At 73.7% G+C, this 19057-nt stretch carries 20 protein-coding genes; 16 read left to right on the plus strand and 4 right to left on the minus strand.

Features of this window, described 5'->3' with window-relative positions; genetic code table 11:
• Positions 1–111 precede the first annotated feature (111 nt).
• Positions 112–2073 carry a DUF5107 domain-containing protein gene (locus ACF061_RS19875; RefSeq protein ID WP_392268205.1) on the plus strand — a complete coding sequence of 654 codons (1962 nt, stop codon included), beginning with the start codon at positions 112–114 and terminating at the stop codon, positions 2071–2073.
• Positions 2074–2114: 41 nt separating this feature from the next.
• Here ACF061_RS19875 and ACF061_RS19880 read toward each other — a convergent pair whose 3' ends face one another.
• Entirely contained in the window at positions 2115–2462 is a 348-nt protein-coding gene (locus ACF061_RS19880) for a VOC family protein (protein WP_392268206.1), read from the minus strand.
• A 110-nt stretch (positions 2463–2572) separates the two neighbouring features.
• Between ACF061_RS19880 and ACF061_RS19885 the strand changes: the two genes are divergently transcribed.
• A complete protein-coding gene (locus tag ACF061_RS19885) occupies positions 2573–3046 on the plus strand; it encodes a phage holin family protein (RefSeq protein ID WP_392268207.1) in 474 nt (157 codons plus the stop codon).
• A gap of 172 nt (positions 3047–3218) precedes the next feature.
• Here the strand turns inward: ACF061_RS19885 and ACF061_RS19890 are convergent, their stop codons facing one another.
• Positions 3219–4175: an LLM class F420-dependent oxidoreductase gene (locus tag ACF061_RS19890; RefSeq protein ID WP_392268208.1), complete on the minus strand. Its 957-nt coding sequence runs from the start codon at positions 4173–4175 to the stop codon at positions 3219–3221.
• A gap of 336 nt (positions 4176–4511) precedes the next feature.
• Between ACF061_RS19890 and ACF061_RS19895 the strand changes: the two genes are divergently transcribed.
• The 12 genes from ACF061_RS19895 to ACF061_RS19950 all read left to right on the plus strand — a co-directional run bounded on the left by ACF061_RS19895 (position 4512) and on the right by ACF061_RS19950 (position 14022).
• Entirely contained in the window at positions 4512–6545 is a 2034-nt protein-coding gene (locus tag ACF061_RS19895; RefSeq protein ID WP_392268364.1) for an FAD-dependent oxidoreductase, read from the plus strand.
• Positions 6542–8389 (plus strand): transketolase, encoded by a 1848-nt coding sequence (locus tag ACF061_RS19900; RefSeq protein ID WP_392268209.1) that lies wholly within the window; start codon positions 6542–6544, stop codon positions 8387–8389. Before ACF061_RS19895 ends, ACF061_RS19900 begins: the two co-directional genes overlap by 4 nt.
• Positions 8390–8537: 148 nt before the next feature.
• The gene (locus ACF061_RS19905; RefSeq protein WP_392268210.1) at positions 8538–8948 is read left to right on the plus strand and encodes a gas vesicle protein; all 411 of its coding nucleotides are present in this window, start codon (positions 8538–8540) and stop codon (positions 8946–8948) included.
• 64 nt (positions 8949–9012) lie between these two features.
• Positions 9013–9438, plus strand: coding sequence for a gas vesicle structural protein GvpA (locus ACF061_RS19910; RefSeq protein ID WP_392268211.1), 426 nt, complete (start codon positions 9013–9015; stop codon positions 9436–9438).
• Positions 9435–10205 (plus strand): GvpL/GvpF family gas vesicle protein, encoded by a 771-nt coding sequence (locus ACF061_RS19915; RefSeq protein WP_392268212.1) that lies wholly within the window; start codon positions 9435–9437, stop codon positions 10203–10205. The genes ACF061_RS19910 and ACF061_RS19915 overlap by 4 nt, the downstream gene beginning before the upstream one ends.
• A gap of 4 nt (positions 10206–10209) precedes the next feature.
• Positions 10210–10473, plus strand: coding sequence for a gas vesicle protein GvpG (locus ACF061_RS19920; RefSeq protein ID WP_392268213.1), 264 nt, complete (start codon positions 10210–10212; stop codon positions 10471–10473).
• Complete coding sequence (locus ACF061_RS19925) at positions 10470–11222, plus strand: PE-PGRS family protein (RefSeq protein WP_392268214.1); 753 nt, start codon at positions 10470–10472, stop codon at positions 11220–11222. The genes ACF061_RS19920 and ACF061_RS19925 overlap by 4 nt, the downstream gene beginning before the upstream one ends.
• A complete protein-coding gene (locus ACF061_RS19930) occupies positions 11219–12421 on the plus strand; it encodes an SRPBCC family protein (protein ID WP_392268215.1) in 1203 nt (400 codons plus the stop codon). The genes ACF061_RS19925 and ACF061_RS19930 overlap by 4 nt, the downstream gene beginning before the upstream one ends.
• Complete coding sequence (locus tag ACF061_RS19935) at positions 12418–12777, plus strand: gas vesicle protein (RefSeq protein WP_392268216.1); 360 nt, start codon at positions 12418–12420, stop codon at positions 12775–12777. The genes ACF061_RS19930 and ACF061_RS19935 overlap by 4 nt, the downstream gene beginning before the upstream one ends.
• On the plus strand, positions 12774–13550 hold the full coding sequence (locus ACF061_RS19940; RefSeq protein WP_392268217.1) for a GvpL/GvpF family gas vesicle protein: 777 nt from the start codon (positions 12774–12776) through the stop codon (positions 13548–13550). The genes ACF061_RS19935 and ACF061_RS19940 overlap by 4 nt, the downstream gene beginning before the upstream one ends.
• On the plus strand, positions 13547–13744 hold the full coding sequence (locus tag ACF061_RS19945; RefSeq protein WP_392268218.1) for a gas vesicle protein: 198 nt from the start codon (positions 13547–13549) through the stop codon (positions 13742–13744). Before ACF061_RS19940 ends, ACF061_RS19945 begins: the two co-directional genes overlap by 4 nt.
• Positions 13741–14022, plus strand: coding sequence for a gas vesicle protein K (locus ACF061_RS19950; protein WP_392268219.1), 282 nt, complete (start codon positions 13741–13743; stop codon positions 14020–14022). The genes ACF061_RS19945 and ACF061_RS19950 overlap by 4 nt, the downstream gene beginning before the upstream one ends.
• Before the next feature lie 100 nt (positions 14023–14122).
• Here ACF061_RS19950 and ACF061_RS19955 read toward each other — a convergent pair whose 3' ends face one another.
• Positions 14123–14944, minus strand: coding sequence for a class I SAM-dependent methyltransferase (locus ACF061_RS19955; protein ID WP_392268220.1), 822 nt, complete (start codon positions 14942–14944; stop codon positions 14123–14125).
• 176 nt (positions 14945–15120) lie between these two features.
• Positions 15121–16614, minus strand: coding sequence for a bifunctional phosphatase PAP2/diacylglycerol kinase family protein (locus ACF061_RS19960; protein ID WP_392268221.1), 1494 nt, complete (start codon positions 16612–16614; stop codon positions 15121–15123).
• 85 nt (positions 16615–16699) lie between these two features.
• On the opposite strand from ACF061_RS19960, the gene ACF061_RS19965 reads away from it, so the two are divergent.
• Together ACF061_RS19965 and ACF061_RS19970 are read left to right on the plus strand one after the other, a co-directional pair.
• Complete coding sequence (locus tag ACF061_RS19965) at positions 16700–17359, plus strand: histidine phosphatase family protein (protein ID WP_392268222.1); 660 nt, start codon at positions 16700–16702, stop codon at positions 17357–17359.
• 42 nt (positions 17360–17401) lie between these two features.
• Entirely contained in the window at positions 17402–19021 is a 1620-nt protein-coding gene (locus tag ACF061_RS19970) for an ABC-F family ATP-binding cassette domain-containing protein (protein ID WP_392268223.1), read from the plus strand.
• Positions 19022–19057 lie beyond the last annotated feature (36 nt).

Raw genomic sequence — 19057 nt, forward strand, 5'->3', positions numbered from 1 at the left:
AGGACCGACTGTACGTCGCCGGCGGACGCGCCGCCCACCGGATTTCGGCGGGCGCCTTTGCGCAATCCTGACCGGTGGAGCCCCTGGTCGGGACGGCGCCGACCGGGTTCCATGGTGATCGTGACGACGATCCGACAAGAGGTACTGACACTGCCCGTCGCACCGCCGGGGCCGGACAACCCGCTGCCGGCGCTGCGCCCGCTCGACGAGGTCCACCGCATCGACGACCGGGACAAGGAGGGCCTGCCGCACGACATGGCCCGGCAGATCGGCCACGCCCCGCTGCGCGGCCTGCTGCCGGTGCGGGTCCGCGACGGCTACGGCAGAGCACGCGAGACCCGTCGGATCGACGCCCTCGTGCTGGAGAACGACCGGCTGCGCGCCACCGTGCTCCCCGGCCTCGGCGGCCGGATCGCCTCCCTGCTGCACAAGCCGACCGGCCGCGAACTCCTCTACCGCAACCCGGTGTTCCAACCGGCCAACTTCGCCCTCAACGGGGCCTGGTTCTCCGGCGGCATCGAATGGAACATCGGCGCCACCGGTCACACCACCCTCTCCTGCGCGCCCCTGCACGCCGCCGCCGTCCCCGCCCCGGACGGCGGCGAGATGCTGCGGCTGTGGGAGTGGGAAAGGCTGCGCGACCTGCCCTTCCAGGTCGACCTGTGGCTGCCGGACGGCTCCGACTTCCTGCACGTCGGCGTCCGGATCCGCAACCCGCACGACCGGCCGGTACCGGCCTACTGGTGGTCCAACATCGCCGTCCCCGAGGAACGCCGGGTGCTCGCCCCCGCCAGTGAGGCCTACCACTTCGGCTACGAGCGCCGGCTGCGCCGGGTACCGGTCCCGGCGTACGACGGGGCCGACCGCACCTATCCCCTCAACAGCACCTACGCTGCCGACTACTTCTACGAGGTGCCCGACGGACGCCGCCGCTGGATCGCCGCGCTGGACGAGGCCGGCGACGGGCTGGTGCAGACCTCCACCGACGTGCTGCGCGGCCGCAAGCTGTTCGTCTGGGGCGCCGGCCCCGGCGGCCGGCGCTGGCAGGAGTGGCTGACCGAGCCCGGCACCGGCGGCTACTGCGAGATCCAGGCCGGTCTCGCCCGCACCCAGCTCGAACACGTACGGCTGGAGGCGGAGAGCGAGGTGGCCTGGCTGGAGTCCTACGGGCCGCTGAGCGCCCCGCCGCCCGACGGGGAGTGGGACACGGCCGTGCGACGCACCGAGGAGCGGCTGGAGGCAGCCCTGCCGCGCGCCGCCGTCGACGCCGCCCACGCGGCCTGGAGGCCGTACGCCGACGCCGAGCCGGGCGAGCCGCTCGCCACCGGATCCGGCTGGGGCGGGCTCGAAGTGCTGCGCTCCGGCTGGAAGCTGCCGGGCACACCGTTCACCGCCGCCACGATGGGCCCGGCCCAGGAACCATGGCGGGAGCTGCTGCGCTCCGGCTCCTTCCCGGAGCCGGAGCGGCCCGGACCGCCCGGCGACAGCCTGGTCGCCCCGCACTGGCGGGACCTGCTGGAGACGGCGCCCGCCACCGCGCTCGCCGAGTACCACCTGGGCGTCGCCCAGTGGCACGCCGGCGACCGGGCGCAGGCGGTGCGCAGTTGGGAGCGGGCACTGGAACTCGCGCGGTGGCGCTGGCCGTCGCTGCGCTGCCTGGCCGTCGCCGACCAGGAGGCCGGCCACCACGAGCGGGCCGCCGACCGGTACGCCGAGGCCTTCGACGACCTGTGCCGGGAGCGGCGCGAGGACGAGGAGCGGACGGCGGCCGGCGCGGCGCTCGGCCGCGAGGCGATCGAGGCGCTGCTCCGGGCGGGCCGGACGGCGGACGCCCGCGCGGTGTGGGACCGGCTGGACCCGGCGACCCGGGAGCGCGGCCGGTTCCGGCTGCTCGAGGCCGAGTTGCTGCTCGCCGAGGGGCGGTCCGAGCAGGCGCGCGCCGTCTTCGACGCGGGCTTCGAGGTGGCCGACCTGCGGGAGGGCGACGAGCGGATCGGCCGGGTGTGGCACCGGACCGGCGGCGGGGAGCTGCCCGCGCGCTACGACTTCCGGATGCGCCCGGAGCCCTCCTGAGGGCGTGGCGGCCGCTCCCGTCCTACGGGGCCGGCCGCCACTCAGCCGCGGCGGTCCACGTACTCGTACACCGTGCCGTCGGGGTGCATGGCGAGCAGGTTGCGGCCCGCCGGCGTCGGCACGGGGCCCGCCAGGATCCGGGCGCCGAGTTCGGTCAGGACCCGGTGGGCGTCCTCGACGTCCTCGACCGCGATCGTCGCCGCCACCTTGCGCAGCACCGCCAGCTCCGACTCGGGGCCGCTCATCAGCAGGAAGCAGCCGACGGCGGCCACCTGGACGCCGCCGCGTTCGAAACGCAGGGCTCTGCCGCCCGCGAGACGTTCGTAGAAGGGGACCGCGGTCTCCAGGTCGTCGACGCAGACACGCAGGCTGGTACCCAGAATCTCCATGCGCAGGAGCCTAGTTGGTGAGGGAGCCGACGCAGGAGGGCGTCCTCGGACCGCGCCGGGCCGGTGGTGACGCGGCGTTACCCGGATGCGCGCGCGGGTACCCGCAGGGAATGGAGCGCTTGGATCACCTGGAGCATCTGGACAAGCAACTGGTCGATGAGCTGGCGCAGGTGGCGCGCGAGACGGTGCGCGACGAACTGCGCGAGCAGACCCGCAGGCAGCGCCGTACGGCCATGCTGTACGCCGCGTCCGGCGCCGCCGCACTGTACGCGGGCGCGGCGGTCGCGCTCGCCGTGGGCCTGGCCCTGGCGATCGGCCTGCCCGGTTGGGCGTCGGCGCTGATCACCGCGGCGGTCATGGGCGTCGTGGCGTACGCGCTGCGCTGCGCCGCCCGGCCCGCCGGGACCCGGCCTGGGCCCGGGGCCGTGCCGGAGCCGGAGCGCACGGGCGGCCTCGCCTCCGGCCCCGCCGGCGAGCACGGCGGTGCGGGGAGCCGGTCCGTGCCCGCCCCCTCCGTGCCCCCGATGCCGGCCACGCCGCCCGCCGTCCCGCGGCCGACCCGCCCGGGGGACGCGGACGCCTGACGGGAACCGCCTCGACCGCGTGCGACCCGGTGCGACCCGGCCGGGCCCGACGGAACGGGCCCGGCCGGACGGACCTCCGACGACCAGCGCCCGCTCACCGGCCGTGAGCGGGCGCCCGTCCGGGCGGGCGGTCCGGGTGGCCCGGAACGGGATTCCCTCCCCGGTTCCGCCGTCACCGCGGCAGCTGCGGCAGCACCTTGGTGCGGTAGAAGTCGAAGAACCCGCGCTGGTCGGGGCCGATCTGGTTGACGTAGACCCGGTCGAAGCCCGCGTCGGCGAACGCCCGCAACGCGGACACGTGCTGGTCCACGTCGTCGCCGCACACCACCCCGTCCCGGACCATGTCCTTTGTGACGAGCGGCTTCAACTGCTCGAAGTGGCGCGGAGTGGGCAGTATCTGGCCCATCTCGCCGGGCAGTTGCTCGTTGTACCACAGCTCGTGCACGGTACGGACGCACTCCTCCCGGTCGTGCCCGAAACACACCTTCGTGCCGCCGCTCACGAGTTTGGCCCCGCCCCCGCCCTTGCGGTACTGCGTGACCATCTCCTCCTCCGGCGTCATCGTGATGTAGCCGTCGCCCACGCGAGCGGCGAGCGCGGTCGCCTTCGGGCCGAAACCGGAGATGTCGATCGGGACGGGCTCGTCGGGGACGGTGTAGAGGCGGGCGTTCTCCACCGTGTAGTGCGTGCCGTGGTGGGTGACCTCCTCGCCGGTCAGCAGCCGGCGCATCACCTGCACCGCCTCCTCCAGCATTTCCAGCCGGACGCCGGCGGGCGGCCACCGGTCGCCCAGGACGTGCTCGTTGAGCGCCTCGCCGGTGCCGACGCCGAGCCGGAACCGGCCCCCGGTCATCACCGCGCTGGTCGCGGCGGCCTGCGCCACCACGGCCGGATGGATCCGCACGGTCGGACAGGTCACGGCCGTCTCGACGGGCAGGGACACCGCCTCGGACAGCGCCCCGATCACCGACCACACGAAGGGGCTCTGGCCCTGCGCGTCGTTCCACGGGTGGTAGTGGTCGGAGATCCACAGCGCCTGGAAACCGGCCTGCTCGGCCATTCTGGCCTGCTCGACCAACTCCGCCGGGCCGTACTGCTCGCACGACAGGTGATAGCCGTACTCGGGCATGGGAGGACACCTCCGGGGCGTGGGCGGGTGAGGACGCGCTGCCGAGTACCCGGCGGCGACCGCGGAAACCGCGGGGCGGCCCGGCTGCGGCCGGCACACCGGGTCCGGCCTCCGGTTCCTTCCGGGTTCGGCCGCGGGGCGCCCGGCCGGCGGCTCCGGCGGCGGGCCCCCGGTCACCGGGCCCCGCCGCCGCTTTGAACACGGCTCCCGGCTCCCGGCGCCGTCCGCCGGGGGCGCGCCCCCCTCACGTTTGGCCGTTCCGGCCAGGGGGACGCGGAAGGCTCCGCACCAGGTACGCGACCGCGCCGGAGGCGAACCGTGACTCGACCCCGCATAGTGATCGTCGGCGCCGGGTTCGCCGGGTACCGGGCGGCCCGGACCCTGTCCCGGATGTCCCGGGGCAAGGCCGACATCACCCTGCTGAACCCCACCGACTACTTCCTGTACCTGCCGCTGCTGCCCCAGGTCGCCGCCGGCATCCTGGAGCCGCGCCGGGTCACCGTCTCCCTCTCCGGCACGCTGCCCCACGTGCGCCTGGTCCTCGGCGAGGCCGACGCCATCGACATGGACGCGCGCACCGTGCATTTCACCGGGCCCGAGGGGCACGGCGGCACGCTGGCGTACGACCGGCTGGTGCTCGCGGTCGGCAGCGTCAACAAGCTGCTGCCGATCCCGGGCGTCGCCGAGCACGCGCACGGCTTCCGCGGGCTGCCCGAGGCGCTGTACCTGCGCGATCACGTGACCCGGCAGGTCGAACTCGCCGCGGCCGAGGACGACCGCGACGCCTGTGCCGCCCGGTGCACCTTCGTCGTCGTGGGCGCGGGCTACACCGGCACCGAGGTCGCCGCGCACGGCAAGATGTACACCGACGCGCAGGTGCGCCGGCATCCGCTGCGGCAGGGCATGCGGCCCCGCTGGATGCTGCTGGACATCGCGCCGCGGGTGCTGCCCGAGATGGACGAGCGGCTCTCCGGCACCGCGGACCGGGTGCTGCGGGAACGCGGCGTCGAGGTGCGTATGGGCACCTCCGTGAGGGAGGCGACGCACGACGGGGTGCTGCTGACCGACGGCGAGTTCGTGCCGACCCGTTCGCTGGTGTGGTGCGTCGGGGTCCGGCCCGATCCGCTCGTGGAGAGCACCGGGTGGCCACTGGAGCGCGGGCGGCTCGTGGTCGACCCCTGCCTGCGGGTTCCGGGGCGGCCGGAGGTGTTCGCGTGCGGTGACGCGGCGGCCGTGCCCGACCTGGTCGATCCCGGCGAGTACACCCCGATGACCGCCCAGCACGCCTGGCGGCAGGGCAGGACCGCCGCCGTGAACGTCGCCGCCTCGCTCGGCGTCGGCGTGCGGCGCGCCTACCGTCACCGCGACCTGGGGTTCGTGGTCGACCTCGGCGGGGCCAGGGCGGCGGCCGACCCGTTCGGCATCCCGCTGTCCGGCCCGGTGGCCGGCGCGGTCACCCGCGGCTACCACCTCGCGGCGATGCCGGGCAACCGCGTCCGGGTGGCCGCCGACTGGCTGCTGAACTCCCTGCTCCCGCGCCAGGCTGTCCAGTTGGGGCTCGTACGGTCCTGGTCGGTGCCGCTGGAATCGGCGTCCCCGGAGCTGGCCCGCGTGCCGGGCGCCCCTGGCGCCCCGGCCACCGCGCCGTCTGCCGCCCCGGGCCGACGGGCGACGACGCAGGACACGGCGGAGGAAGGCACCGGGCGCGCCGGGCCGGCACCCGGCACGGGCGCGGCCGCCGGCACGGGCGCGGCCGACGGCAGGGGCGCGGCCGACGGCAGGGGCGCGGCCGCCGGCGCGGGCTCGGAGCCCGCGAAGAGCCGCCCGGGCGTGGAGCCCGCGCGAAGTCAGCCCGGCGGGGAGCCTGCGCGCAAACAGCCGGGCGGCGAGCCCGCGAAGAACCAGCCGGGTCCCGAGCCGGCACGGAAGCAGCCGGGCGGCGAGCCCGCGAAGAACCAGCCGGGTCCCGAGCCGGCACGGAACCAGCCCGGCGGGGAACCCGCGAAGAACCAGCCGGGTTCCGGGGCCGCGCGGAAGCAGTCGGCCGCGGAGTCCGGGCGGAGCGGGCCGGAGGCCGAGCGGAAGCAGCCCGGCGGCGGATCCGGGCGGAGCCGGCGACGGGCCGGGGGCCCGGCGGAGGACCAGCCGGGCGGGAAGTCCGGGCGGAACCGGACGGGCGGGAAGGCCGCGCGGAAGCAACCGGGCGGCGGACCCGCCGCGGAGCGGCAGCCGGGCCGCGGGCGGGCCACCGGGCGGCAGCCGGAGGACGGCCCCGCCACCGAGCCGCGACCGGGCCGTGGCCCCGCCGAGCCGCACCCCGCCCCGGGCCCGGTCAGGCGTAGTGACATTCCTGCGGAAGGAGACTCATGAACAGCGACGAACTCGTCGAACTCGGACAGCAGTTGAGGGTCGACAGCGTGCGAGCCGCCGCCGCGGCGGGCTCCGGGCACCCCACGTCGTCCATGTCCGCCGCCGACCTGATGGCCGTACTGCTGGCCCGCCACCTGCGCTACGACTTCGACCGGCCCGAGCACCCCGGCAACGACCGCTTCGTGCTGTCCAAGGGGCACGCCTCCCCGCTGTTGTACTCCGTCTTCAAGGCGGCCGGCGCCATCGACGACGAGGAGCTGCTGACCTTCCGTGAGCTGGGCAGCCGGCTGGAGGGACACCCCACGCCGCAGCGGCTGCCGTGGGTGGAGACCGCCACCGGATCCCTCGGGCAGGGACTGCCGATCGGCGTCGGCATCGCGCTGGCCGGCAAGCGGCTGGACCACGCCGACTACCGGGTGTGGGTGGTGTGCGGCGACAGCGAGATGGCCGAGGGGTCGATCTGGGAGGCCGCCGAGCACGCCGGGTACGAGCGCCTGGACAACCTGACCGTGATCGTGGACGTCAACCGGCTCGGCCAGCGCGGCCCCACCCGGCACGGCCACGACCTGGACGCGTACGCCCGCCGCTTCCGCGCCTTCGACTGGCACACCGTCGAGATCGACGGCCACGACGTGGACGCGATCGACCGTGCCTACGGTGAGGCGGTCTCGACCACCGGCCAGCCCACCGCGATCATCGCCCGCACCCTGAAGGGCAAGGGCGTGAAGGACACCGAGGACCGCGAGGGGCTGCACGGCAAGCCGCTGAAGGACGCCGACGAGGCGATCGGGGAACTCGGCGGCGTCCGCGACATCCGCGTGCGCGTCCAGGAGCCGCCGTCCGCCCGCTCGTTGCACAGCGTGGGGGACGGCCGCCTCGAACTGCCCCGCTGGGACAAGGGTGAGGAGGTCGCCACCCGGGACGCCTACGGGCGGGCGCTCGCGGCCCTCGGCGCCGCCCGCGGTGACGTCGTGGCCCTCGACGGCGAGGTCGGCGACTCCACCCGCTCGGAGTTCTTCGCCAAGGAACACCCCGAGCGCTACTTCGAGTGCTACATCGCCGAACAGCAGATGGTCGCGACCGCGGTCGGCTTCGCCCGGCGCGGCTGGGTGCCGTACGCCTCGACCTTCGCGGCCTTCCTCACCCGCGCCCACGACTTCGTGCGGATGGCCGCCGTCAGCGGCTCCGGGATCAACCTCAACGGCTCCCACTCGGGCGTCTCGATCGGCCAGGACGGGCCCAGCCAGATGGGGCTGGAGGACCTGGCGATGATGCGGTCCGTCCACGGCTCCACGGTGCTGTACCCGAGCGACGCCAACCAGGCAGCGAAGCTCGTCGCGGAGATGGCCGGTCTGGACGGCATCCGCTACCTGCGCACCTCGCGCGGTGAGAGCCCGGTGATCTACGGGCCGGACGAGGAGTTCCCGGTCGGCGGCAGCAAGGTGCTGCGCTCCTCCGGCGAGGACCGGCTGACGGTCGTCGCCGCGGGCGTCACCCTGCACGAGGCGCTGGCCGCCGCCGACGCCCTCGACCGGGAGGGCATCAGGGTCCGGGTGGTCGACCTGTACTCCGTCAAGCCCGTCGACCGGGCCACACTGCGCCAGGCCGCCGAGGACACCGGCTGCCTGCTCACCGTCGAGGACCACCGCGCGGAGGGCGGCCTCGGCGACGCGGTCCTCGACGCCTTCCTCGACGGGCGCCCGGTGCCGCGTCTGGTCCGGCTCGCCGTCCGTACGATGCCCGGCTCGGCCTCGCCCGCCGAGCAATTGCACGCGGCCGGCATCGACGCCGAGTCGATCGCCGCCGCCGCCCGGCTGCTGGTGGAGGAGGCGGTGGTGCGGTGAGCGACGGGCCGTGCACGCCGGGCAGTCCGCGCGGGCGACCGGCGGCAAACCCGACAAATGCGCAGGCCGAGTGTCCTGTGTGAGGGACATGTGTGGTCATGAAGGTTTGGCCGGAGAACCTGCGGCCACCCGAAGAGGAGAGGTGGCCATGTCGAATACGAGAAATACGTCCGAGTCACAGGACTCACACAAGCCACAGAAAACACAGGAGTCACGTACCGAGAACGACAACAGCGCGACCGACGGCAACGCGACCGACGGCGGCACGGACCGCGACCGAGCGGCCGAACGCCGGATGAGCCCCGTGGAGGTGCTGCGCGAGGCACGCGCCCAACTCGCGGAACTCACCGGGATGACCGTGGAGTCCGTCACCTCCTTCGAGCGGACGGAGGACGGCTGGTCGCTGGAGGTCGAGGTCCTCGAACTCACCCGGGTGCCCGACACCATGAGCCTGATGGCGAGCTACCTGGTCGAGCTGGACCACGAGGGGCTGCTCACCGGTTACCGGCGGCTCGGCCGCTACGAACGGGGACGGGCCGACGCACACCGCGGCCGGTAGGCCGTCCGCGCACACCCGTGATCGCGCACCACATCCCATTCACAGACAAGGAGGCACGGCAGGCATGACCGTTGTCCCGGCACAGACTTCCGGCGGTGGAGGCGGCAGCAGCGGCCTCTACGACGTACTGGAGCTAGTCCTCGACAGGGGGCTCGTGATCGACGCGTTCGTGAGGGTCTCCCTGGTAGGCATCGAGATCCTGAAGATCGACGTGCGTGTCGTCGTGGCCAGCGTGGACACGTATCTGCGCTTCGCCGAGGCGTGCAACCGGCTGGACCTGGAGTCCGGCCCGCACAAGAGCCCGGGCCTGCCCGACCTCGTCGGCGAGGTCACCGAGTCCGGCGCCCGAGGCAAGTCCAAGGGCGCGCTGTCCGGCGCCGCCCAGACCGTCTCCGACGCCTTCAAGCAGGCCCGTTCCGAGGGCGACACCGAGTCCCGGCCGCGTCCGCGCAAGGCCACGGCGGCCCGCAGGAAGGAGGAGCAGGAGTGAGCACCTACGTCTACGGGATCGTCGCCGCCTCGCATCCGCCGTTGTCCGAGGGCATGGGCGGTGTCGGCGACCCGCCGCGGCCGGTGCGGGTGCTGACGGCGGGCGAACTCGCGGCCGTGGTCAGCGACGCGCCCGATGGGCTGCGCCCCAAGCGCAAGGACCTGCTCGCCCATCAGAACGTGCTCAGCGAGGCCGGTGCGGCCGGGTGCGTGCTGCCCATGCGGTTCGGCAGCGTGGCCCCGGACGACGACGCCGTCACCGGCGTGCTCACCGAGCGTGCGGAGCACTACACCGAACGTCTGCGCGCGCTGGACGGCAAGGTCGAGTACAACGTCAAGGGCAGCCACGTCGAGGACGCGGTGCTGCACCGCGTGATGTCCGAGCACCCGGAGATCCGTGCCCAGGCCGAGGCCAACCGGTCGTCGGGCGGCGGAAGTTACGACGACAAGATCAGGCTCGGCGAGCTGGTCGCGTCCGCCGTCAAGGCCCGCGAGGCCGACGACGCCGCCCAGGTGATCCGGGCCGTCGAGGGACGGGCCGCCGCGGTCAGCGAGGGCCCCGAGTCCACGGGCTGGCTGGTCAACGCCTCGTTCCTGGTGGACCGCGACGAGGCGGCCCGGTTCCTGGAAGCCGTCGAGCGGGCCCGCGAGGACCTGCCCCACGTTGAACTGCGCGTCAACGGACCGTTGCCGCCCTACAGCTTCGTCGAGCCAGGCCCGGCAGAGCCGGCGGGTACCGCGGCGGGAGTCGACGCGGGAGCGGAGTGACGCCATGGGACTGATCTCGGAGGTGCTGCTGCTGCCGTTCGCTCCGGCACGCGGCGGCGCCTGGGCGATCAGGCAGGTGCTGCACGAAGCGGAGCGCATCTATTACGACCCGGCCACCGTGCGGGCCGAACTCGCACAGCTGGAACAGCGGTTGGAGGCGGGCGAAATCTCCGAGGAGGAGTTCGACCGCCAGGAGGACGAGCTGCTGGACCGGCTGGAGATCGGTCTGCGCGGGGGCCCGGGGACAGGCGAGGGGACGGCACGATGAATCGGATGGGACTCGGCCTCGCGGTAGGGGCCGGATACCTGTTGGGACGTACCAAGAAACTGAAGATGGCCGTCGCCGTGGGCAGCATGGTCGCGGGCAAGAAGCTGAACCTCGGCCCGCGCGGCATCGCGGAACTGGTCAACCAGCAGCTCAAGGGCAACCCCCAGTTCAAGGAGATCGGGGACCAGCTGCGCCAGGACCTGCGGGGCGTCGGCAAGGCGGCCTCCGGGGCGATGGTGGAGCGGCAGATGACCGCGCTCGCCGACCGGCTGCACAGCCGCACCGCGCAGGTCCGGGACGAGATGTCCGGGGCCGGCGGCGAGGCGAAGGGGAGCGCGCAGAGGGCTGCCGGGAAGAAGGGCGGCGGCTCCGAGGACGACTACGAGGACGCCTACGAGGACCGGGAGGGCCGCGAGGCCGACGAGGAACCCGAGTCGGAGGAGGAGTCGGAGGACGAGTCGGAGGACTCCGCGGACGGCTCCGGGCGGGACCGGCGCCCGGCCCGGAAGGCGTCCGCGAAGAAGGCGCCCGCGAAGAAGGCGCCCGCCAAGAAGACGGCTCAGCGCGGCCAGGGCGCCGCGCCGGTCCGGAAGGCGGCGAAGAAGGCCCCCGCCGGGAAGACGGCGGCGAAGAAGACCGCGGCCGCGAAGTCGGCCGCCAAGACGTCCGCGAAGAAGACGGCCTCGGCCGGCGGCGACGCGACCCGCGCCACTCGGTCCCGGCTGCCGAAGGGCGGTGGTGACCGATGACCGAGACCCTCAAGAGCGCCGTGTCCGCCGCGGGCAAGGCGGCGGGGCAGGCGACAGGCGGCGCGGGGAAGAAGACCCCGCTGGCCGACCTGGCGCACAGCGAGGCCGCCGACCGGCTCAAGGCGGAGGCGCAGGAGTACCTCTCCGCACAGGCCGAGCGGCTGCTGGCCGGCTTCGGCCGCAAGCTCGGGCAGACCACCGGCAAGCTCAACGACATCGCCGAGGGCAACAGCCCGGGGTTCGCCAAGCTCGCCCTGGACACCGGCCGCAAGCTCGCCGAGGGCAAGGGGCCGGTCCGTACCGCGCTGGAGGTCGGCGCCTCGCACGCCAAGGACAGCGTCATGGGCGCGCTGAAGAACATCGGCGGCGGCAAGGGCAGGCGCAAGACCCGCGGGGGCAACAAGCCCACGGTCATCATCGAGTCCGTCGACGTGGGCGTGCCGCTGCGCACCGCCTACGACCAGTGGACCCAGTACCAGGACTTCAGCACCTTCGCCAAGGGCGTCAAGAGCGCGAGCCGCGCCGACGACACCACCTCCGACTGGCAGGCGAAGATCTGGTGGTCCAACCGGAGCTGGAAGGCGAAGACCAACGAGCAGATACCCGACTACCGCATCCAGTGGACCTCGGAGGGTGCGAAGGGCACCACCAGGGGCGTCGTCTCCTTCCACCGGCTGGAGGACAACCTCACCCGCGTGCTGCTGGTCATCGAGTACTACCCCAGCGGCCTCTTCGAGAAGACCGGCAACATCTGGCGCGCCCAGGGCCGCCGGGTCCGGCTGGATCTGAAGCACTTCGCCCGCTACATCACCCTCAAGGGGGAGGCCGAGGACTCCTGGCGCGGCGAGATCCGCGACGGAGAGGTCGTCCGCAGCCACGAGGACGCGGTGGCGGAGGAGGAGCGCGCCGAGGAGCAGGAGGAGGCCGAGGAGCCCGAGGAGGAGCAGCCCGAGGAGGCCGAGGAGGCCGAGGAGCCCGAGGAGGCCGAGGAGGAGCAGCCCGAGGAGGAGGGCGCCTACGAGGGCGAGGAGGAGGAAGAAGAAGAGGAGGAGCCCTACGAGGAGGACGAGGAGGAGCCCTACGCCGAGGAGGAGGAGGACGGCGACTACGAGGAGGAACCCGGCGACGAGTCCGAGGGGGAACCCGAGGAGGAGCCTGAGGAAGGCCACGAGTACGCCGAGGGCGGGAACCGTCGATGACGACACCCAGCCGGCTGCCCGATCCCTACGGCCCGAGCAGCGGCGCCAACCTCGCCGACATCCTCGAGCGAGTGCTCGACAAGGGTGTCGTCATAGCGGGCGACATCCGTATCAACCTGCTCGACATCGAGCTGCTCACCATCAAGCTCCGGCTCGTCGTCGCCTCGGTCGACAAGGCCAAGGAGATGGGGATCGACTGGTGGGAGAGCGACCCGGCGCTCTCCTCGCGGGCCCGCCGCGACGAACTCGCGCGGGAGAACGCCGAGCTGCGCGAGCGGCTGGCCCGGCTGGAGGAGCTCGAACTGGGCGAGCGCACCAGCCGCACGGGACGCACGCTCCCGAAGGAGGCACCATGACAGGACTGCGGTACGTCTACGCCATCTGCCGCCCCCTCGGCGCGCCCCTGCAGGCGCAGCTGACCGGAGTGGCCGGCGCCCCGGCCAAGCCGCTGCACCACCACGGCCTGGTCGCCGTCGTCAGCGAGGTCCCGGAGCGGGACTTCGGCGAGGAGGCGTTGCGTGCCCACCTGGAGGACCTGGACTGGCTCGCCGCCACCGCCCGCGCCCACCAGGGCGTCATCGACGCGCTCACCGTCGTCACCACCCCGCTGCCGCTGCGGCTGGCGACCGTCTTCCGGGACGACAGCGGGGTGCGCACCATGATCGAGTCCCGCGAGGAGCACTTCCTGCGGACGCTGGACCGGCTGACCGGCCGGGTGGAGTGGGGCGTCAAGGTCTACCTGGAGTCCGAGCAGCCCCAGGAGAGCGCGGCGGAGCAGCCGGTGCCGAAGGCCGCGTCCGGCCGGGACTACCTGCGTCGGCGCCGGCAGCAGACCAGGGCGGACGAGGACCTGTGGCAGAGGGCCGAGACGTTCGCGACCGCGCTGCACGAGAGGCTCGCCGGGTTCGCCGAGGAATCCCGGCTGCACGCTCCGCAGAACCCGACGCTCTCCGGCGCCGCCGGACGGAACGTGCTCAACGCGGCCTACCTGGTGTCGCGCGGCGATTCCGAGGAATTCGTGGAACTGGTGGACCGCACCAAGGACGACGCCCCCGGGCTGCGCGTGGAACTCACGGGCCCCTGGGCGGCGTACTCCTTCGCCGGTGAACTACCGGGGGAGACGGCATGACGGTCGTGGAACGCCGTGAGATCGCCCTGGTCGACCTCCTCGACCGGCTGCTGGCCGGCGGGGTCGTCATCACCGGGGACCTCACCCTGCGCATCGCGGACGTCGACCTGGTCCGCATCGACCTGAACGCGTTGATCAGCTCGGTGAACGCGAAGGTGCCCTCCCCCTTCGAGGCAGTGGAGGAGGCACCGTGACCCAGCGCAGGCGGGTGGAGCTCGAGCCCGACACCGTCGAGCGCGATCTGGTGAAACTCGTCCTCACGGTGGTGGAACTGCTGCGCCAGCTCATGGAACGGCAGGCGCTGCGCCGCTTCGACGAGGGCGACCTGACCGAGGAGCAGGAGGAGCGGATCGGTCTCACGCTCATGCTCCTGGAGGACCGCATGGCCGAGCTCCGGAACCGCTACGGACTGCGGCCCGAGGACCTCAATCTGGACCTCGGGCCGCTGGGCCCGCTGCTTCCCCGGAACTGAGCCGGCCCGCGCGCCACGCCGGCCGGCCTGGGCCACCTTGCGGCCGGCCCGGGCCACGTCGCGGCCCGCCCGAGGCGCCTCACGGCGCTCGGGCGGGCGGTCAGGCGTCCTTGCGGCACAGGACCTCTCCGTGCAGGACGGCGAACCATCCGTCCTCCCGCTCGCCCCACTCCCGCCACGCCCGGGACACGGCCAGGAGCCGTTCCCGGGTCGCGTGACCGCCCTCGACGGCGCGCTCGGCGTACTCGGAGGCCAGGGTGCGGTCGGCCCACAGGCCGCTCCACCACTCCCGCTCCTGCGGTGTCGAGTAGGTCCAGGTGCTGGAGGTGGCCGTGACGTCGGTGAAGCCCGCCGCCAGCGCCCAGGACCGCAGTCGACGGCCGGCGTCCGGCTCGCCGCCGTTGGCACGCGCCACCCTTTCGTACAGGTCCAGCCAGTCGTCCAGCCCGGACACCTCGGGGTACCAGGTCATGGCGGCGTAGTCGGCGTCCCGGACGGCGACGAAGCCGCCCGGCTTGGTCACCCGCCGCATCTCGCGCAGCGCCTGCACGGGATCGCCCACGTGCTGCAGCACCTGGTGGGCGTGGACGACGCAGAAGGTGTCGTCCGGGTAGTCCAGGGCGTGCACGTCCGCGACCGCGAAGTCGGCGTTGTCCAATCCCCGTCCGGCGGCCGTGGCCCGGGCCTTCTCCACGATGCCCGGTGCCCGGTCGACACCCGTGACGTGCCCGTCGGGGACCAGCGCCGCCAGGTCGGCGGTGATGGTGCCCGGCCCGCAGCCGATGTCCAGGATCCGCATGTGGGGTTTCAGCGAACCGAGCAGGTAGGCCGCGGAGTTGGCGGCGGTGCGCCAGGTGTGCGAACGCAGCACGGACTCGTGGTGCCCGTGCGTGTAGACGGCCGTCTCCCTCGGTGCAGGCATGGCTGTACCCCTTCTCGTCACCTGACCCCGCTCGGGCCCGCGGCCCCGGGGCGGTGGCCCTCACGCTACGCCCGCGTGCCGAATGATGAGACCCGCGTTTCAAGATGTGGACTGACGTGGCGTCAGGCCGGGTCGGCCGACGCCACGCCAGACGTGACACTCCGGAGGGCTTCCGGTCAACCGGCGGGCAGCGGCCGGTACACCGCCAGCGCCTCGGGCAGCTTCTCCAGGCGCACCTCGTCGTCCACCTCCATGACCTCTCCGTCGTAGGCGAGGAGCGTGCCCGGCTCGACACCGGTCAGGCGCAGCCTGCGCACCTGGACCGCCGCGTGGGCGGGGGAGCGGGTCAGCGGGCCCGCCAGGGCCGCCGACAGCAGCCGCAGGGCCGGCCTGCGACCACCGTGCACCACCCGCACGTCGAGGACCCCGTCGGCCAGGTCCAGCCGGCGGCCCGAAGCGAGGCCCTTGCGGTGGTAGGTGCCGTTGCCGGCGAACAGCAGCCACAGCGGACGCCGCCGCCCCTCGAACACCGCCTCCAGCGGATGACGGTCCGCGCGCAGCACCCGGAGCGCCGCCAGCACCCCCGCCGGCCAGCCGCCGATCCGGTCCGTCCAGCGCTCCCGCTCCCGCACCAGCTCCGGGTACACGCCCAGGCTGAAGGTGTTCAGGAAGATGCCCTCCTTGCGGCCGGAGCCGAAGCGGCCCACGTCCACGCGCACGCCGTCGCCGCGCTCCAGCGCCCGCCCCAGGTCCCGCGCGTCCTCCACGCCCAGGTCGTAGGCGAAGTGGTTGAGCGTGCCGCCCGGCAGCACCGCGAGCGGCAGGCCGTGCCGCAGGGCGACCTGCGCGGCCGTGTTCACCGTGCCGTCGCCGCCGCACACCCCCAGCACCCGGGCGCGGCCGGCCGCCTCCTCCAACGCGGCGGGCACGTCCTCCGGCTCGCACTCGACCACCTCCGCCTTCGGCAGCGCGTCGCGCAGCGCCCGGGCCCGGTCCGCGGTGCCGGAGGCCTGGTTGGCGACGAGCACCAGCCCCTCGCCCTCCGGCAGCGCCGGGAGGTCCGCCCGCGGCCGGGCCGGCGGCACGATCTGGGCTCGTGTGGGCACCAGGCCCCGTACCGCGAACGCGGCGCCCGCTCCCAGGGCGGCGCCCGCCAGGACGTCACTCGGGAAGTGCACCCCGGTGTAGACGCGGGACAACGCCACCGAGGCGGCCACCGGGGCCACCGCCGCGCCCCAGGCGGGGGACTCCAGAGCGACGCCGGCCGCGAAGGCGGCGGCTGAGGCGGCGTGTCCGGAGGGGAACGACGTGGTGATCGGTTGCTGCTTGAGCCGGCGCACTATCGGCACCGGGTCCAGGACGGGCCGCGGGCGGCGCACCGAGCGCTTGCCGAGCGTGTTGATGGTGAGCGAGGCCAGGCTCAGGGAGGCCAGGCCCCGCACGGCGGCACGGCGGGCGCGCGGTGTGCGGCTCGCCGCGATGGCTGCCGCCGTCGCGAACCACAGCACGCCGTGGTTGGCGCTCCGGCTCAGCCGGGGCAGCACGGGTTCGGCGCCGGGCCAGTGGCGCTCGGCCGCCACCGTGAACAGCCGGCAGTCCAGCGCGAGCAGTCGTTTCAGGGCGGTGTGGGCGCCGGTCTTCGTGGCGGTGAGGTCGACGTCTGGGCTCATACAGCCACCGTTACCCTGAAGTGGCCGTTTCTTGTGCACAGCCGTCTACCGGACGGCCCCGTACCGTCGTCCCGGGAAACCACGTATGCGCCTGCTCCTCGTCCGCCACGGCGAGACCCCCTCCAACCTCGCCTCCCTGCTGGACACCGCCGCTCCGGGACCGGGTCTGACCGAGCTCGGGCGGCGGCAGGCCGCCCTGCTGCCGGAGGCGCTCGCCGGGGAGGACATCGAGGCCGTGTACGCCTCCACCCTCGTACGCACCCGGCTCACCGCCGCCCCGCTGGCCGCCGCGCGCGGCCTCGGCGTGACCGTCCGCGACGGCATCCGCGAGGTGTCGGCCGGCGCCCTGGAGATGGAGCCGGGCGGCTCCGAACGCGGGCGGGCCTATCTGCGCACGGTCCTGGCCTGGGCCGCAGGTGACCGGGAACTGCGCATGCCGGGAGCGGGCGGCGAGAGCGGCGGCGAGGTCCTGGCGCGCTACGACGCCGTCGTCGCGGAGGCCGCGGACAGCGGGGCCGGAACCGTCGCCATGGTCAGCCACGGCGCGGCGATCCGTCTGTGGACCGCCGTCCGCGCCCACAACCTCGACGCGGACTTCGTCGCCGCCCACCCGCTGCGCAACACCGGTGTGGTGATCCTGGAGGGCTCGCCGGCCGACGGCTGGAAGGCCCTGTCATGGGCGGGCGCCGTCGTCACCCCCGCCGGCGAGGGCGGTCCGGCGGGGCGCGCGGTCGGCATCGAATAACGGTTTGCCGGGGCTTCGGGGCCGACAGCAGAATGCCTGCCCATGGGACATCTGGAAGCCGCGCATCTCGAGTACCACCTCCCCGACGGGAGGACGCTGCTGGGCGATGTGTCCTTCCGGGTGGGCGAAGGGGCCGTGGTGGCCCTCGTCGGCCCCAACGGCGCGGGCAAGACCACTCTGCTCCGCCTGGTGTCGGGCGAGCTTAAGCCGCACGGCGGCACCGTCACCGTCAGCGGCGGCCTCGGCGTGATGCGACAGTTCGTGGGCTCGGTGCGGGACGAGACGACCGTACGCGACCTGCTGGTGTCGGTCGCCGCGCCGCGCATCCGGGAAGCCGCCCGGGCCGTCGACGCCGCCGAGCACGCCATCATGACCGTCGACGACGAGGCCGCCCAGCTCCGGTACGCGCAGGCGCTCGCCGACTGGGCCGAGGCGCGCGGATACGAGGCCGAGACGCTGTGGGACATGTGCACCACGGCCGCGCTCGGAGTGCCGTACGACAAGGCGCAGTGGCGGCTGGTGCGCACCCTGTCCGGCGGGGAGCAGAAACGGCTGGTGCTGGAGGCGCTGCTGCGCGGCACCGACGAGGTGCTGCTGCTCGACGAGCCCGACAACTACCTCGACGTGCCCGGCAAGCGCTGGCTGGAGGAGCGGCTGAAGGAGACCCGCAAGACGGTGCTCTTCGTCTCCCACGACCGTGAACTCCTCGCCAGTGCCGCCGACCGGATCGTCTCGGTGGAACCCGGACCGGCCGGCGCCGACGCCTGGGTGCACGGCGGCGGCTTCGCCACCTACCACGAGGCCCGGCGCCAACGCTTCGCCCGCTTCGAGGAGTTGCGAAGGCGCTGGGACGAGAAGCACGCGCAACTGAAGAAGCTGGTGCTGAATCTGCGGCAGGCCGCCGAGAACAGCACGGACATGGCGTCCCGCTACCGGGCGGCGCAGACCCGGCTGCGCAAGTTCGAGGAGGCCGGTCCGCCGCCGGAGCCGCCGCGCGAACAGGACATCCGGATGCGGCTGAAGGGCGGTCGCACGGGTGTACGCGCCGTCACCTGCGCCGGCCTGGAGCTGACCGGTCTGATGAAACCCTTCGACCTGGAGGTCTTCTACGGCGAACGGGTCGCCGTCCTCGGCTCCAACGGTTCCGGGAAGTCCCACTTCCTGCGGCTGCTGGCCGGCGAGGACGTGGCGCACACGGGCATGTGGAAGCTCGGGGCGCGGGTGGTGCCCGGGTACTTCGCCCAGACCCACGCGCACCCCGAGCTTCAGGGCCGCACGCTGCTCGACATCCTGTGGAAGGAACACTCCCAGGACCGGGGTGCCGCCATGTCCCGGCTGCGCCGCTACGAACTGACCGGCCAGGCCGAGCAGACCTTCGACCGGCTCTCCGGGGGCCAGCAGGCCCGGTTCCAGATCCTGTTGCTGGAACTGGCCGGCGCCACCGCCCTGCTCCTGGACGAGCCGACCGACAACCTGGACCTGGAGTCGGCCGAGGCGCTCCAGGAAGGCCTCGAGGCGTACGAGGGAACGGTCCTCGCCGTCACCCACGACCGCTGGTTCGCCCGTTCCTTCGACCGCTGTCTGGTCTTCGGCAGCGACGGCCGGGTCCGGGAGACCGCGGAGCCGGTCTGGGACGAGCGGCGGGTGGCCCGGGAACGCTGACGCCGGCGCGCGGGACGGCCCTCGTCAGCGGGCGGT

The organism is Streptomyces sp. NPDC015220, from assembly GCF_043079345.1.
Lineage (GTDB): Bacteria > Actinomycetota > Actinomycetes > Streptomycetales > Streptomycetaceae > Streptomyces.